The following is a 13247-nucleotide window of genomic DNA, read 5'->3' as shown; positions in this document are numbered from 1 at the left end:
TTCCATGCCCCCGATTCACGGCGCGGCGAAGCGCGCCGGGGTGTAGCTGTTCTCGGATGCGGAGACGCGCGTCGGCGGAGGACCCGCCGTGACGTCGAAGTCGGCCGCCGCGACGTAGACCTCGTAGGTGAGCCCCGAGGTGAACGTGCCGGCCAGGAAATCCGCGGACGTGCCCGTCACCCACTGCCCGGCGACGTAGGAGCTCCCGAGCCACACGGAAGCGAAGTAGCTCTGGGCGCCCGGGACGCGGGCCCAGGTCACGTGGGCGCCGCCCTTCACGTCGCCGCTGGCGGACACGCCCTCGGGGAGCGGCAGCGGGAGCGGCGGCGCGATGGCGAACTGCGTCGTGATCGACTCGACCCCGTCGCTCGCGACCAGCGTGTAGAGCCCGGGGGTCGGCGGCAGGCCGTAGGCCCAGACCAGCCGCTTCGTGAAGTTGACCGGCAGCTCGAAGCGCAGGGGATCCGACTCCGGCAGGTCGGGACCGGTCACGGTGATCGACCAGACGCCCCCGTCCGGCGCTTCGTCCGGCGCCGAGAGACCGACCCAGATCGCCAGCCCGGGGACGAGGCCGTAGTCGATGCGCCCGCCGGCGGCGCGAAGCACGAGCGGCGCTCCAGAGGCACGCAGGAGCAACCCCAGCCGTGCCTGCGAGACGCGGAAGCTCCGCGGCATCGCTGGAGCGACTCCAGGCGCCAGCGCCGTCGGATCGGCGCCGAGCGCCTGGATCGACGCGAGGTAAGAGCCGTCGGGGAGCGCCGAGACGTCGCAGCCGGCAGCCGCCGAGACCTGCTGCTCCTGGATCGCCCCGTTCGCGGTCAGGACGCACGCGTACGCCTCCGCGCCGGCGACGTCGCCCCACTCCAGGCGCGTCCCGTCGAGAGAGAGCGCGGCGCCGGGCACCGCGAGCGGGATCGCGTCAGCCAGCGTCGCGGCCGTCGCCAGCGTCTGCCCGCCGCTGGATGCGACGATCTGGAAGGCCGCACCTTCGACCGGCGCGACGTCCGGCCAGAGGGAGACCGCGTAGCCGGCGCCGGCTGCGTACGCGGCGGGCCTCCCGAGCGCCGCACCGTCGCGCCCGAGCTCGAGCAGCCAGTCCGATTCCGGCCCCGCGCCCGTGTCGCTCCGGATCGTGGTGAGCACCGCGAGGCCGAGACGCCCCGACCCGTCCTCGTAGGCGCCGAGCGCCGCCGTCGCGGTGTACGGCACGGACTCGCGCGTCGAGCCGCCGCTGCACGCCGCGGCGACGATGCCGCCGAGGACGATCAGGTACCCACGCGTTGCGCGAACCATGCCCACCCCTGAAATCGCATCCGGGGGTGCGCGATCACGCACTCACCGGCATTCGGTCGGCCCTGGGACCGCGTGGGTCCGGGCTTTTGCCTGCTCGCCTTTCGACGAGGTCGCTATTGTCGTGCCGTCGGGGAATAGACTGCGCGCTCATTTCACTCGATGTCAACGCCGGATTCGATCTTCATCGCAACCGGTTGGATCACCCTGGGTTCCAGTCACTCCCGGTGCGCGGCACTCGTCTGACGCTCGACCAGGGGCGCAAACGCACACCGGCGCACAGCTCGCATTGCACGACGAGTCAACGCGCCGAGATCACTGGAGGTGCAGCTCGGCCTTCCACGCGGGCGCGCCGAAGGGTCGCGCCTACCCCTGTGCGATGTGCACGCACGGCGGCGCCCGCTATGCTCGTCGCCGATGCACGGCTTCGCCTCCCCTCCCCCGCCTCCTCGTACGCGCACCGCGCCAGCCGTCACCTGGGCGCTCGCGGCGGTGAATGCCGCCCTCTTCGCGCTCGTCCTGTCGCGCGGCGACCCGAGCGACCCCGCGCTGCTCGTCCGCCTCGGCGCGCTGGAGCGGAGCCGCGTGTGGGCGGGCGAGGCGTGGCGGCTCGTGACCGCCGGGTTCCTGCACGGCGGCTGGCAGCACCTCGCCATGAACCTGGGCGCGCTCCTCCTCGCCGGTCCCATCGTCGAGCGGCGGCTCGGGCGGGTGCGCTTCCTCGCCCTCTATCTCGCGAGCCTCGTCGCCGCCTCGGCCGCTTCGCTCCTCGGCCACGACGCGGTCGTGGCGGGCGCTTCCGGCGGGGTGTTCGGGATGGTCGGCGCCCTGCTCGTGCTGGAGCTGCGCCGGGCAGGGAGCGTGCGGCGCTTCCTCGCCGCGCCGCACGTCGTGCTCGTCCTGGGCGCGCTCGCGCTCGGCTTCGTCGCCTCGCGGCTCTACCCGGGACGCCTCCCGGCGGACGACTTCGCTCACGCCGGCGGGCTCGCCGCCGGGGTCGCGGCCGCGTGGCTCCTCACGCGGCCCGCCTCGAGCGGCGCCTGGCCGTGGCCGGCGCTCGGCCTCGCCCTCGTGGCGCTGGTGCTCCTCGCCGTCTGGCCACGATCCGGGACCACCCAGTTCCAGGCCGAGGAGCTCGAGCGCGAGGTCCACGCGGCGCTCGGGCGCGAGGACGGCGCCGAGGCGCGCCGCCTCCTCTCGATCGCGGAGGCACGCGGCCAGCGCTCGCCCACGCTCGCCTACTTCCGCGCGCTCGTCCGGGCGCACGAGGGAGATCTCGAGGGGGCGCTGCAGGCGCTGCGAGAGCTCGCGACCTCGGCGGGCGCGCCGCTCCGCGACGACGTCCGCCGCTCCGCTGCCCGCGTCGCGCGGATGCTCGGTTACCGCCACGCCACCGGCGACGGCCGTCCGGCGGACGCCGCCCGCGGCCTCGCCTACCTCGAGGAGTCGTGCGCGCTCGGCGAGGAGCAGAGCTGCCGGGACGCGGCCGGGATCCGGGCGGAGGGCCGGTGAGCGACGCGATCGCCGGCCACACCGCCCGATCGCGTGCGACCGCGCGCCTCGAACGGGGATCCGTCCCGCTCGGTCATCGGGTGAATCCCGGAGGCGCCGGCGGAGCGGCGAGGCGCCGGTCCCGCACTCACGGGTGAGGCGCTCGCGGTACTTGTCCGTCGCCGCGCGGCGCGAGATCGTCGGTCCACCGGAGGCGATCATGTCCGCGGACTGGACGCCAGAGCTCACGGTGAACCACACCCAGCTCGACGAGGAGCACGTCGAGATCTTCCGCCGGCTGGAGGACGCCGCGCGATCGCTCGCCGGCACGCGCGAGGGCGCCGAGCGCGCCGTGAGCCGGCTCGCCGACGCCATCGTGGAGAACCTCGCATCGGAGGAGCGGCTCATGGACGAGACGCTCTACCCGGATCGCTCCCGCCACCGGGCCGCGCACGAGCTGTTCATGGCGGACTTCGCGAGCATGCGCGACGAGCTCCGCGAGAAGGGCCCGACGCCCCTCGTCGCGGTCTGGCTCGGCACGCGCCTCCCGGAGTGGCTGCGCTTCCACATCCGCGTGAACGACTCGAAGCTCGCCGTGCACCTGGCGCGGCGCCGCCCCGGCGAGCCGGGGGTCGCGCGCTGGCACCGCACCGGCACGCACCACGTCTCCTGAGCGCTCCCCCGCTCAAGCGGGCGCGGGCACGCCGAGGAGCTCGTCCACCTCCGCGCGCAGGAGCCAGTCCTCCGTGAACGCCGCCGCGGCCTCGCGGATCTCCGCGAGCCGCTCGCGTGACGGCGCGCCCGCCTCCCGCAGGCGCCGCACCTCGGCGTAGAGCGCGGCGAGCGGCGCAGGGAGCGCCTCGGCCTTCCGCGCGCGCGCCCGCGCCTCGCCCTCTCCCTCGGTGAACGACGCCAGCTCGCCGAACCAGCGGTCCCACGTGCCCGGATCCGCGGGGCCGCCCGCGACCGAGCTGAGGTCCTCCGAGACGAAGAGGAGCGACCACGAGGGCAGGTCGAGCGGCCGCCCCGCGATCGCGCCGCGCAGGTTCACCACCTCGCCGCCGCCGACCGCGAACCCCTGGAGCGAGAGGCCGGAGGGGAAGGTCACGCCGAACGCCCCGCGCTCCGGGAGCTCCGCGCGCCCGAAGGCGACCACGACGTCGCCGGGCCAGGGCTTCCCCTGCGCGATGCCGCCCCGCGACACGAGCACCGGGCCGTCGAGCCGCGCGAGCGCGCTGCGGAGGCCGGGCCCGACCCTCGCGAGCGCCTCGACGCGCCCCACCACCCGACCCGACAGCTCGCGCCCACCGGAGAGGACGAGGTGGTTCACGGAGCGGGCGCGCCGCGCCTCCTCGAGGCCGTGATCGCCGCCGCGCCGCCACGAGAGCGTCTTCGAGAACTCGTCGAGCACCTCGAAGAGCTGGTCGAAGTCGCGCGCCACGAAGAGCTGGGGCTGCATGCGCGTGATGTCGTAGGCGACGTCGGCGCACGCCGCCGTGAGCGGGACCTTCTTCACCGCGGGCGTGAGACAGTGGACGGCCTCGCCGATCGAGGAGAGGAGGCCGGCGCCGTAGAGCCGCGGGGCGTCGAGCGCCCCGACGAGCCCGTACTCGGCGGTCCACCAGTACAGGCGGCTCGCCCGCGTGGACTCGGACACGTAGCGGACGCTCGCCGCGGCCTCCGCCAGCCGCCGCTCGGCGAGGGCGACCTCCTCCGGCCCCGCCGTCGGGTCCTCCTTCACGACGGAGAGGTTCCGGATCGCCTCGAACACCGCCTGGTCCTCGACCGAGGCGATCGCGCGGAAGCCCACCTCGCCGCAGCGCTGCAGGTACTCGGCGTAGGTCGGGTCCGCGACGAAGGGGGCGTGGCCGGCGCTCTCGTGCACGATGTCCGGCGCCGGCGTGTACTCGATGTGCTCGTGGGTGCGGACGTCCGCGGCGATGGCGAGGACGCGCCGGCTCTGGAGCTCGGTGAACACCGCCGGCGGGATGAACCCGCGCACCGCCACCGCCGACCAGCCCACCCGCTCGAGCTTCACGTTCATCTCGTCGAGCCTGGGGATGCGCTCCACCTCGATGCCGGTGGCGTCGAGCCCCGCGAGGTAGCGCGGGTGGGCGCGCTCGCGGAGGTGGGCCGTGAGCCGGCGCAGGACGTGGCGCCAGACGGCGTGGTCCCGCGGCGTGTACGCGTCGTACTCCTGCGAGACGACGAACCGGCGCAGGTGCGGCGGGAGGCTCGCGATGGCGCGCTCGCTGGGGGTCATGGTCTCGCTCCCGTGGAAACGTTGCGACTGCAGCCCCCTCGCCGGTAGGGCGCACGGGCCACGCGCGGCGCCTCTCGATTAACGGGCGGACCGCCGGGCGCCAGGTCCTCCCGCGCGAGAACCTCCCCGGAATCGGCCCGACGCGATGCGCCAAACGTCGCGACCCCCGTTCGAGCGCTCCGGAGGAGCCGCGATTCTGCTGTGCTGCCCCGGCAGGCACGGCGCGAGAGACCGGAGACCAGAGCCCATGGCCCACCACGCATCGCGATCCGTCTACGAGCGCCTCACGGAGCGGCTGAACCGCTCCCCGCAGGGGGCGCCGCCCTCTCGGAGCCTCTTCGAGATCCTGAGGCTCCTGTTCAGCGAGCGGGAGGCGGAGCTCGTGTCCGTCCTCCCCCTGAAGCCGTTCACCGTGGCGAAGGCCGCGGCCGTCTGGAAGACCACCGAGGCGGAGGCGCGCAAGGTCCTCGAGGCGCTCGCGGCGCGCGCGCTGCTCGTGGACATCGAGGGCAAGGACGGCTTCCGCTACGTGCTGCCCCCGCCGATGGCGGGGTTCTTCGAGTTCTCGATGATGCGCGTGCGGGGCGACCTGGACCAGAAGGCGCTCGCGGAGCTCTTCTACCAGTACCTCAACGTGGAGGAGGACTTCGTCCGGGCGCTGTTCGCCGGCGGCGAGACGCAGCTCGGGCGGACGTTCGTGAACGAGGAGGCGGTCGCGGAGGACGACGCCCTGCACGTGCTCGACTACGAGCGCGCGAGCGAGGTGATCCGGACCGCGAGGCACCGCGCCGTCGGCCTCTGCTACTGCCGCCACAAGATGCAGCACCTCGGTCGGGCCTGCGACGCGCCGCAGGACATCTGCATGACGTTCAACGTCTCCGCGGCCTCGCTCGTCCGGCACGGCCACGCCCGGGCCGTGGACGTGGCGGAGGGGCTCGACCTCCTCCAGCAGGCCCGCGACCGCGGCCTCGTGCAGTTCGGCGAGAACGTGCGCGAGTCGGTGAACTTCATCTGCAACTGCTGCGGCTGCTGCTGCGAGGCGATGATCGCAGCGCGGAAGTTCGCGGTGATGCACCCCATCCACACGACCGCGTTCCTCCCGGCCGTGGACGAGCGGGCCTGCAACGGCTGCGAGAAATGCGTCCGCGCCTGCCCGGTGGAGGCGCTCTCGGCGGTGTCGGCGAACGACGCGCGCCACCCGAAGCGGACGGTGGCGCGGCTCGACGAGGAGCGCTGCCTCGGCTGCGGCGTGTGCGTCCGCGCCTGCACTCCCGGGGCCATCGCGCTGCGCCCGCGCGCCCGCCGGCGGCTCACGCCGCTCAACGGCGCGCACCGCGCGGTCCTCATGGCGATCGAGCGCGGCAAGCTGCAGGAGCTCGTCTTCGACGACCGGGTGCTCTTCAGCCACCGGGCCCTCGCCGCGCTCCTCGGCGTCGTCCTCCGCCTCCCTCCCGCGAAGCGCCTCCTCGCGACCGAGCAGGTGCGGTCGCGCTACCTCGAGGCGCTCTGCCGGCGGGCCTGAGCGGCCCCTCCCCGGCGCGCGCTACTCCGGCGCGACCCGTCCTCCCGCGATGCGCCACCGCTCCGCCCGCGCGTCCGCGCCCCGCGCGCCGGCGCGCTCGCCCAGCACGCGCGCCGCGAACGCGTCGTCGTGCGTGACGAGCAGGATGGCGCCCGGGTACGCCTCGAGCGCGGCCTCGAGCCGCTCCACGGTGGGCAGGTCGAGGTGGTTGGTCGGCTCGTCGAGCACGAGCGCCCAGGCGTGCCGCCCGAGCCCGAGCGCGAGGAGGAGCTTGCGCGCCTCGCCCGGAGACGGATCGCGCGAGGCGAGGAGCCGCGCCGGGTCGCTCCCGAGCGCGGCGACGAGCGAGAGCACCCTCCCCTTCGGCTCCGGCGCGAGCGCGCGCACCTCCTCGAGGAGGCGCGCCCCCGCGCCGGGAGGGAGCTCCTGCGGCAGGTGGAGGAGCTTCTCGGGCGGGAGCGTCGAGCCGGCGAGGAGCGCCTCGACGAGCGTCGTCTTGCCGGCGCCGTTCGGCCCTTCGACGCGAACGCGCGCCTCGCGCCGGAGCCGCACGTGCACGTCGCGCAGCACGGGCGCGGGCCCGGCCCGCACGACGTCCGCGTCGAGCGCGAGGAGCACCGGGCGCGGCGCTCGCTCGAACCCGAGGGAGATCGCCCCGCCGAGCACCGCGGCGCCCGGCGCGTCCGGGACGGCCGCGTCCGCGCGCTCCGCCGCCGAGCGGAGCCGGTTCACGTGGGCGCCGAGCCCGTCCTCCGCCCACGCGCGCCGCGTCTTCGCGCCGAGCGTGCGCGCGTCGCGATCCTTCGGATCGCGCCCTCTCCCGCTCATCGCGCGCTCCGCCGCCTCGCGCTCCCGGCGCGCCTCGTCGAGCTTCCGCGCGCCCCTCCGCGCCGCCTCCTGCGCCGCGCCGCGGCGGTCCCAGGCCGCGCGGAGCTCCTCCTCCCACCCTGCGCGCGCCGCGCCGTACGGGAGCGGCCACAGCCGCGCCTCGCCGCGGTGGAGCCGGAGCGTGCGCGGCGCGATCGCCTCGAGGAGCGCGCGATCGTGCGAGACGACCACGCCCACTCCGCGGAAGCGCCGGAGCGCCGCGACGAGGAGCGCGCGGGCGTCCGCGTCCGCGTGGTTCGTCGGCTCGTCGAGGAGCAGCACGTCGGGCTCCGCCGCGAGGGCACCGGCGACCTGCCAGCGCTTGCGCTCGCCGGGCGAGAGCGATCCCCAGCGCCCGAGCTCCTGCGGGGCCAGCGCGAGCGACGCGCGCAGCCGGCGGGACTCGCCGTCGTCGCGCCCGGCGAGCGCGAAGACCGCCTCGCCCGGCAGGTGCACCTCCTGCGGGCAGAGCGCGACGAGCGCACCCTCCGGGTCCGCGCACACGCGGCCCTGGCCCGGCGCGAGCGCGCCGGCGAGGAGCGCGCGCAGCGTGGACTTCCCCGCGCCGTTCTCGCCCACGAGGGCGGTGAAGCCGGACGGCAGCAGCAGATCGACGTCGGAGAGGATGGGGCTCGAGTCCGCGTAGGCGAACGAGAGCCGCTCGAGGCGGACGGAGGGCATGATCGTGCTCCAGGAGGGACCGGGGCGCGCGGGGGTGACCGCGTCGCGGGGAGGAGAGAGGCCTCGGGTTCCGGAGCTAGGCGAGCATGGACGCGCCGCGCGAGCGGCGCGCGCCATTCGTAGCCCGGCGAACGGGCGCGCGCAAGCGGGCGCAGCCGCGGCGACGCCCGCGTGCGCACGTTCGAGGCATGACCGAGCTCGACATCCGCCACCTCACCCCGCCGGGCCCCGGCGCGCGGCTCCTCGCCTTCGGGACCTTCGCCGGCGCGACCGCAGCGGTGTCGGCGCTCGGCGCGGCAGCGACGCGGCGCTCCGTGCAGAGCCGTTGGTACCGGCGCCTCGAGAAGCCGCGGTACCAGCCGCCCTCTGCCGCCTTCCCGCCGGTCTGGACCGCGCTCTACGCGCTCATGGCGACGTCCGGGTACCGCGTGTGGCGGAGCAGGTCGCCCGTCCGCCGCCGCGCCCTCGCGCTGTGGAGCGCGCAGCTCGCGCTGAACGGGGCATGGTCGCCGGTCTTCTTCGGCGCGCGCCGAACGCGCGCGGCGCTGGGGGTGCTCGCCGCGCTCCTCCCGGTCGTCGGCGCGTACGCCTGGACGGCGCGCCGCGCCGACCGGGCCGCCGCGGTGCTGATGCTGCCGTACCTCGGCTGGTCCGGCTTCGCGCTCGTCCTCAACGCGAGCATCGTCCGGCGAAACGCCCCGTAGCCGGCGCTCGCCCGGCGGGGTGAGCCCCGCGATCCTGGGACCTCGTCGAGCTTGCCCCTCGCGGGGGCGAGCGTTATCCAACCGGGCGAGCGGATGAGCCCCGAGCCAGCCAGGATCCTCGTCGTCGACGACAGCGCCGCCCTGCGCGAGAACCTGCAGGAGTGCCTCGAGCTCGAGGGCTACCTCGTCACGCTGGCCGAGGACGGCGCGCGCGCGCTCGAGACGCTCGCCGAAGGGCCGCCTCCCGCGATCGTGCTCCTCGATCTCGTCATGCCCGGCATGGACGGGCGCGAGCTCGTCGCCCGGATCCGCGAAAACCCACGCCTCGCCGGCGTGCGCATCGTCATGTCGAGCGGCCACACCTCCTCGCGGATGCGGCAGGGGATCGAGTTCGACGCGTTCCTGCCGAAGCCGTTCGGCGTGGAGGAGCTGCTCGCGGCGCTGCGCGGCCTGACCGCATGAGGCGCGGCGCATCCCTCCCGCCCGCCGCGGCTCCCACCAGCGCATGAGCTCTCCAGACCCAGCAGCCTCGCGCCTCGCGGGCGCCTACCGGCGCCTCCGCGGGACCCGCGCTGCGAGGTGGGCCGTCGATCTCGCCTTCGTGCTCGCGGCCGTGCTGCTCGTGGGAGCGTGGCAGACGCGCGGCCACCTCGAGCGCGGAACCGCGCCTTCGATCGTCCTCCCGTCGCTCACCGGGGAGCGCGTCGCGCTCGACTCCCTGCGCGGCAAGCAGGTCCTCGTGGCCTTCTGGGCGCCGTGGTGCCCGGTCTGCAAGGCCGCCTCCGGCAACCTGTCCTGGGTGAGCCGCCTCGCCGGCGCTCGCGCCCGCGTCGTCACGATCGCGGCGGCCTACGAGGACCTCGCCGACGTACGGGCCTACGTGCGCGAGCAGGGCGTCGAGCTCCCCGTGCTCCTCGCGGACGACGGGGCGGTGCGCGCCTTTCGCGTCGACTCGTTCCCGACGTACTACTTCCTCGACGCGCAGGGCCGCGTGAAGCGCTCCGCCGCCGGCTACACCACGACGGTCGGGATGCTGCTGCGGCTCCTCCTCTGAGGCGACCCGCGGCTCGAGCCGCGACCGAGGCGCGTCGAAGGCGCGCGGGTCGCCCCGAGCGCGTGCGGCGCGAGGCCAGGCGGGGAAACGACGAAGCGGCGGGTCCCGCGGCCGTCACCCCGCGGGCGGTGCGCCGTCGTTGCGCCGGGGGAGGAACCGCGAGACCTGCAGGCCGATCGCCGCGAGCGCGACGAATGCGCCGGACAGCGCCGAGCCGAGCGCCGCCTTGTAGAAACCCAGGGTCGGTTCAGCGAGGGAGCCGGACCGTCCGAACACCACGATCCCCACGAGCGGCGCGAGGAACAGCATCACGTTCGCATAGCGGACCCAGAACCCCGCGCGCTCGGGCGTCCCGCACACGTCGGTGAGCACGGCGCGCAGCGGGCGCGTGAGCACCGCGGTGATGCCCACGCTGCAGAGCAGTGCCGTCAGCACCTCGATCGAGAACATCGACGCGGAAGTCATCCTCTCCTCCCCTCTCCCTGCCGCACGCCGGTCGATTCGCTCACTGGTAGTGCCTGCCGAGCTCGGACGCCCACTCGATCCCGAGCCCGTCCGCGTGCGCGGCGAGCCACTCCGTGAAGCTCGTGACGGCGGTGGGCGGCCCGCCGGAGACGAGCAGGTTCGCGGTGAGCCCCTCGACCTCGTCCTTCGTGAGCACGACGTCGCCGAGCGGCGCGCAGAGCGCGCGGGCCGCGCCGAGGAGCAGCCACCGCGGGACCGGCACGATCGCGGCCCGCGAACGTACGGCCGCGCGGACGAGCCGGACGAGCTCGTCGAACGCGAACACCTCGGGGCCGACCGCGTCGAGGACCACGTCCCCGCCGCGCTCTCCCTGCTCCACGGCGAGCCGCGCCACGTCCTCGACGTGCACCGGCTGGATGCCGTAGGCACCGCGCGCCACCCCGAACACGGGGAGCCGCCGCAGCAGCCACGCGATGTTGTTGATGAGCACGTCCCTGCCGCCGAAGAACACCGCGGGGCGAAGGATGGCGTGGGAGAGCCCCGACTCGCGGAGCGCCCGCTCGACTTCGGCCTTGCCGCGGAAGTACGGCAGGGGCGAGCCCGACGCGGGGTTCGTGATGGAGACGTGGACGACGCGCTCGACGCCGGCCTCCGCCGCCGCGCGGAAGAGCGCGCGGCTGTTCTCGACCGCCCGCGCGAACGTCGACGCGCCGTGATCGAAGCGGACCCAGTAGGTGTTGTAGAGGACCCTCACGCCCGCGAGCGCCTCGCGCATCCTGGACGGATCATCGAAGCGGAAGGGCTCCACCTCGACGCGTCCGCCGAAGGGATCGGGGCGGTCCGGGTGCCCGGTGAGCGTCCTCACGCGCTCGCCGCGCGCGAGGAGGAGCCGCGCGATCTCCCTCCCGCTGTAGCCGAAGGCGCCGGTGATCGCGTGGACGTGTGGGCGGCTCATGGGCTTTCCTCCTCATCGACCATCAAAGTTCAGAATTTTATGAACGTCGTGGGTACGCCGATTCCCTTCCGCGCCCGCGAGGCGGCCCGAGCTACCCCTTCCCGTTCTGCCTTCGGCCGAACGGCATCCCGGCGATGAACGCCAGGGCCGAGCGGGACGACTGCGGGTCCTGGAGGAACCGGTTCACGACGCCCTCCACGGTGGTGAGGAGGTCCGCCATCTGCTCGAGCCGACCGCGGACCGCACCGGTCGCGCCCGGCGCGTCCACGAGCGCGTGGATCGCCTCCAGGGCCGGATCGAACTCCCGCCGCTTTCGCTCCTTCAGGATGCGGAAGAACATGAGCCAGACGTCCGGCTCGGTGACGTAGAAGTCCCTGCGTTCGCCGGCCACCTCGACCTGCCGCACCACGCCGAACGTCCGCAGCTCGCGCAGCGACATCGAGGCGTTGCCCTTGGAGATCTGGAGCCGCTCGGCGATCTCCTCGAGCGCGAGGGGCTCCTCGGTCGCCATGAGCAGCGCGTGCACGCGCGCCACCGACCGGTTGATGCCCCAGAGCGAGCCCATCGCGCCCCAGGCCTCGACGAAGCGCTGCACTGTCTCGGGAGTCGCCGCCGGCATCGTGCGTTCAGAATATTGAGAACGATCGTCCGACGTCAACGCCCCCGCGAGGGGCGGGCTCGACGGCGAGAAGAGGACGGCTAGAACCGGTGCACGAACAGCCCCGACCTCAGCTTCGGCTCGAACCAGGTGCTCTTCGGCGGCATGAGCTTGCCGGCGTCGGACACCGCGATGAGCTGCTCGATGCGCGTGGGGAAGAGGTGCAGCGCGAGCGACCAGCCCTCCTCCTTCACGCGCCGCTCGAGCTCCTCGTGGCCGCGGATGCCGCCGACGAAGTCGACGTCCTTCGAGGTGCGGGGGTCGGCGATGCCGAAGATGGGCGCCAGGATCTGGTCCTGCGCGATCGCGCAGTCCAGCGAGGCGACGGGGTCCTGCGCCGGGTACGAGCCCGGCCGCACACGGGCGAGGTACCAGCGGCCCGCCGCGTAGATGCCGAAGGCGAGCGGGCCGGGCGGCCGCGGGTCGCTCGCCGGCGAGACGTCCATCACCTTGCCGATCTCGCCGAGCAGCTCGCCCGCGGTCCGGCCGCGCGGGTCCCGCACGAGCCGGTTGTAGGCGAGGATCTGCATCTGGTCGTGGGGGAACACGACGGCGAGGAAGGCGCCGTGCTCGCCGGGCTGACCGGCGCGCTTCGCGTGGACGCGCGAGGCGGCGGCGGAGCGGTGGTGGCCGTCGGCGACGTAGAGCGCCGGCACGCCCGCGAAGAGCGCCTCGAGGCGCGCCCCGATGGCGGCGGGCACGACCCAGAGCTGGTGGCCCACGCCGTCCGGCGTCACGAGGTCCACCTCGGGCGCGGCGCGCTTCACCTCCTCGATCGCGCTGTCGATCTCCGGCGCGGCCCGGTAGGTGAGGAACACCGGCTCGTCGTGCGCGGAGAGCGTGTCGATGTGGCGGACGCGGTCGTCCTCCTTGTCCGCGCGCGTCTTCTCGTGCTTCTTGATGACGTCCCGGTCGTACTCCTCGACGGAGGCGCAGGCGACGAGGCCGGTCTGCCGGTGCGCGCCCATCCGCTGCGCGTACACGTAGAAGCGCGGCTCGGGATCGGCGCGCAGCACGCCGCTCTGGACGAGCTCCGCGAGGTTCTCGGCGCCCTTCGCGTACACCGCGTCCGCGTGCTCGTCCGTGCCCTCGGGCAGGTCGATCTCGGGGCGCGAGACGCGCAGGTAGCTGTCGGGGTTGCCCTTCGCGAGCGCGCGCGCCTCCCGCGTCGAGACGACGTCGTAGGGGGGCGAGGCGACGCGGGCGGCGAGATCGGCGGGCGGGCGCAGCGCCCGGAACGGCTTCATGGTGGCCATGCGGTCCTCCGGCGAGGCCGGTCGTTCTAGCAGAACGCCGG

General features: G+C 74.6%; 13 protein-coding genes. 6 read left to right on the top strand and 7 right to left on the bottom strand.

Annotated features, from left to right (window positions below; genetic code table 11):
* Positions 1 to 15: 15 nt before the first annotated feature.
* Positions 16 to 1293, bottom strand: a complete 1278-nt coding sequence (locus MNZ39_RS08805; RefSeq protein ID WP_242337469.1) for a hypothetical protein — start codon at positions 1291 to 1293, stop codon at positions 16 to 18.
* Between the two features lie 414 nt (positions 1294 to 1707).
* Here MNZ39_RS08805 and MNZ39_RS08800 point away from each other — a divergent pair, with 414 nt between their 5' ends.
* Positions 1708 to 2802: a rhomboid family intramembrane serine protease gene (locus MNZ39_RS08800; RefSeq protein ID WP_242337467.1), complete on the top strand. Its 1095-nt coding sequence runs from the start codon at positions 1708 to 1710 to the stop codon at positions 2800 to 2802.
* 151 nt (positions 2803 to 2953) lie between these two features.
* Positions 2954 to 3454: a bacteriohemerythrin gene (locus tag MNZ39_RS08795; RefSeq protein WP_242337465.1), complete on the top strand. Its 501-nt coding sequence runs from the start codon at positions 2954 to 2956 to the stop codon at positions 3452 to 3454.
* 12 nt (positions 3455 to 3466) lie between these two features.
* Here the strand turns inward: MNZ39_RS08795 and MNZ39_RS08790 are convergent, their stop codons facing one another.
* Positions 3467 to 5044 (bottom strand): aromatic amino acid hydroxylase, encoded by a 1578-nt coding sequence (locus MNZ39_RS08790; RefSeq protein WP_242337463.1) that lies wholly within the window; start codon positions 5042 to 5044, stop codon positions 3467 to 3469.
* Between the two features lie 247 nt (positions 5045 to 5291).
* Here MNZ39_RS08790 and MNZ39_RS08785 point away from each other — a divergent pair, with 247 nt between their 5' ends.
* A complete protein-coding gene (locus tag MNZ39_RS08785; protein ID WP_242337461.1) occupies positions 5292 to 6566 on the top strand; it encodes a 4Fe-4S dicluster domain-containing protein in 1275 nt (424 codons plus the stop codon).
* Between the two features lie 21 nt (positions 6567 to 6587).
* Here the strand turns inward: MNZ39_RS08785 and MNZ39_RS08780 are convergent, their stop codons facing one another.
* Positions 6588 to 8114, bottom strand: coding sequence for an ATP-binding cassette domain-containing protein (locus tag MNZ39_RS08780; RefSeq protein ID WP_242337459.1), 1527 nt, complete (start codon positions 8112 to 8114; stop codon positions 6588 to 6590).
* Positions 8115 to 8302: 188 nt separating this feature from the next.
* On the opposite strand from MNZ39_RS08780, the gene MNZ39_RS08775 reads away from it, so the two are divergent.
* The 3 genes from MNZ39_RS08775 (at position 8303) to MNZ39_RS08765 (ending at position 9872) form a co-directional block, all read left to right on the top strand.
* Positions 8303 to 8818: a TspO/MBR family protein gene (locus tag MNZ39_RS08775; RefSeq protein ID WP_242337457.1), complete on the top strand. Its 516-nt coding sequence runs from the start codon at positions 8303 to 8305 to the stop codon at positions 8816 to 8818.
* A 93-nt stretch (positions 8819 to 8911) separates the two neighbouring features.
* Positions 8912 to 9280, top strand: coding sequence for a response regulator (locus MNZ39_RS08770; RefSeq protein WP_242337455.1), 369 nt, complete (start codon positions 8912 to 8914; stop codon positions 9278 to 9280).
* A 43-nt stretch (positions 9281 to 9323) separates the two neighbouring features.
* Positions 9324 to 9872: a TlpA disulfide reductase family protein gene (locus MNZ39_RS08765; protein ID WP_242337453.1), complete on the top strand. Its 549-nt coding sequence runs from the start codon at positions 9324 to 9326 to the stop codon at positions 9870 to 9872.
* Positions 9873 to 9986: 114 nt separating this feature from the next.
* Here MNZ39_RS08765 and MNZ39_RS08760 read toward each other — a convergent pair whose 3' ends face one another.
* The 4 genes from MNZ39_RS08760 to MNZ39_RS08745 form a co-directional block, all read right to left on the bottom strand.
* Entirely contained in the window at positions 9987 to 10337 is a 351-nt protein-coding gene (locus MNZ39_RS08760; RefSeq protein WP_242337452.1) for a hypothetical protein, read from the bottom strand.
* Between the two features lie 40 nt (positions 10338 to 10377).
* On the bottom strand, positions 10378 to 11292 hold the full coding sequence (locus MNZ39_RS08755) for an SDR family oxidoreductase (RefSeq protein WP_242337450.1): 915 nt from the start codon (positions 11290 to 11292) through the stop codon (positions 10378 to 10380).
* Positions 11293 to 11383: 91 nt separating this feature from the next.
* Positions 11384 to 11911: a GbsR/MarR family transcriptional regulator gene (locus MNZ39_RS08750; protein ID WP_242337448.1), complete on the bottom strand. Its 528-nt coding sequence runs from the start codon at positions 11909 to 11911 to the stop codon at positions 11384 to 11386.
* A gap of 80 nt (positions 11912 to 11991) precedes the next feature.
* On the bottom strand, positions 11992 to 13206 hold the full coding sequence (locus MNZ39_RS08745; RefSeq protein ID WP_242337446.1) for a DUF1015 domain-containing protein: 1215 nt from the start codon (positions 13204 to 13206) through the stop codon (positions 11992 to 11994).
* Positions 13207 to 13247: the final 41 nt, after the last annotated feature.

The sequence above is a fragment of the Anaeromyxobacter sp. SG66 genome, from assembly GCF_022690805.1.
GTDB classification, from domain to species: Bacteria; Myxococcota; Myxococcia; order Myxococcales; family Anaeromyxobacteraceae; genus Anaeromyxobacter; species Anaeromyxobacter soli.
The sequence above is the reverse complement of the archived record's forward strand: the minus strand, read 5'-3'. Positions and strand labels throughout refer to the sequence as shown.

What these genes read in the sequence shown, in the direction of transcription:
- MNZ39_RS08805 (WP_242337469.1), bottom strand. Translation starts at nt 1,293, where the DNA reads ATGGTTCGCGCAACGCGTGGGTACCTGATCGTCCTCGGCGGCATCGTC.
- MNZ39_RS08800 (WP_242337467.1), top strand. Translation starts at nt 1,708, where the DNA reads ATGCACGGCTTCGCCTCCCCTCCCCCGCCTCCTCGTACGCGCACCGCG.
- MNZ39_RS08790 (WP_242337463.1), bottom strand. Translation starts at nt 5,044, where the DNA reads ATGACCCCCAGCGAGCGCGCCATCGCGAGCCTCCCGCCGCACCTGCGC.
- MNZ39_RS08785 (WP_242337461.1), top strand. Translation starts at nt 5,292, where the DNA reads ATGGCCCACCACGCATCGCGATCCGTCTACGAGCGCCTCACGGAGCGG.
- MNZ39_RS08780 (WP_242337459.1), bottom strand. Translation starts at nt 8,114, where the DNA reads ATGCCCTCCGTCCGCCTCGAGCGGCTCTCGTTCGCCTACGCGGACTCG.
- MNZ39_RS08775 (WP_242337457.1), top strand. Translation starts at nt 8,303, where the DNA reads ATGACCGAGCTCGACATCCGCCACCTCACCCCGCCGGGCCCCGGCGCG.
- MNZ39_RS08770 (WP_242337455.1), top strand. Translation starts at nt 8,912, where the DNA reads ATGAGCCCCGAGCCAGCCAGGATCCTCGTCGTCGACGACAGCGCCGCC.
- MNZ39_RS08765 (WP_242337453.1), top strand. Translation starts at nt 9,324, where the DNA reads ATGAGCTCTCCAGACCCAGCAGCCTCGCGCCTCGCGGGCGCCTACCGG.
- MNZ39_RS08760 (WP_242337452.1), bottom strand. Translation starts at nt 10,337, where the DNA reads ATGACTTCCGCGTCGATGTTCTCGATCGAGGTGCTGACGGCACTGCTC.
- MNZ39_RS08755 (WP_242337450.1), bottom strand. Translation starts at nt 11,292, where the DNA reads ATGAGCCGCCCACACGTCCACGCGATCACCGGCGCCTTCGGCTACAGC.
- MNZ39_RS08750 (WP_242337448.1), bottom strand. Translation starts at nt 11,911, where the DNA reads ATGCCGGCGGCGACTCCCGAGACAGTGCAGCGCTTCGTCGAGGCCTGG.
- MNZ39_RS08745 (WP_242337446.1), bottom strand. Translation starts at nt 13,206, where the DNA reads ATGGCCACCATGAAGCCGTTCCGGGCGCTGCGCCCGCCCGCCGATCTC.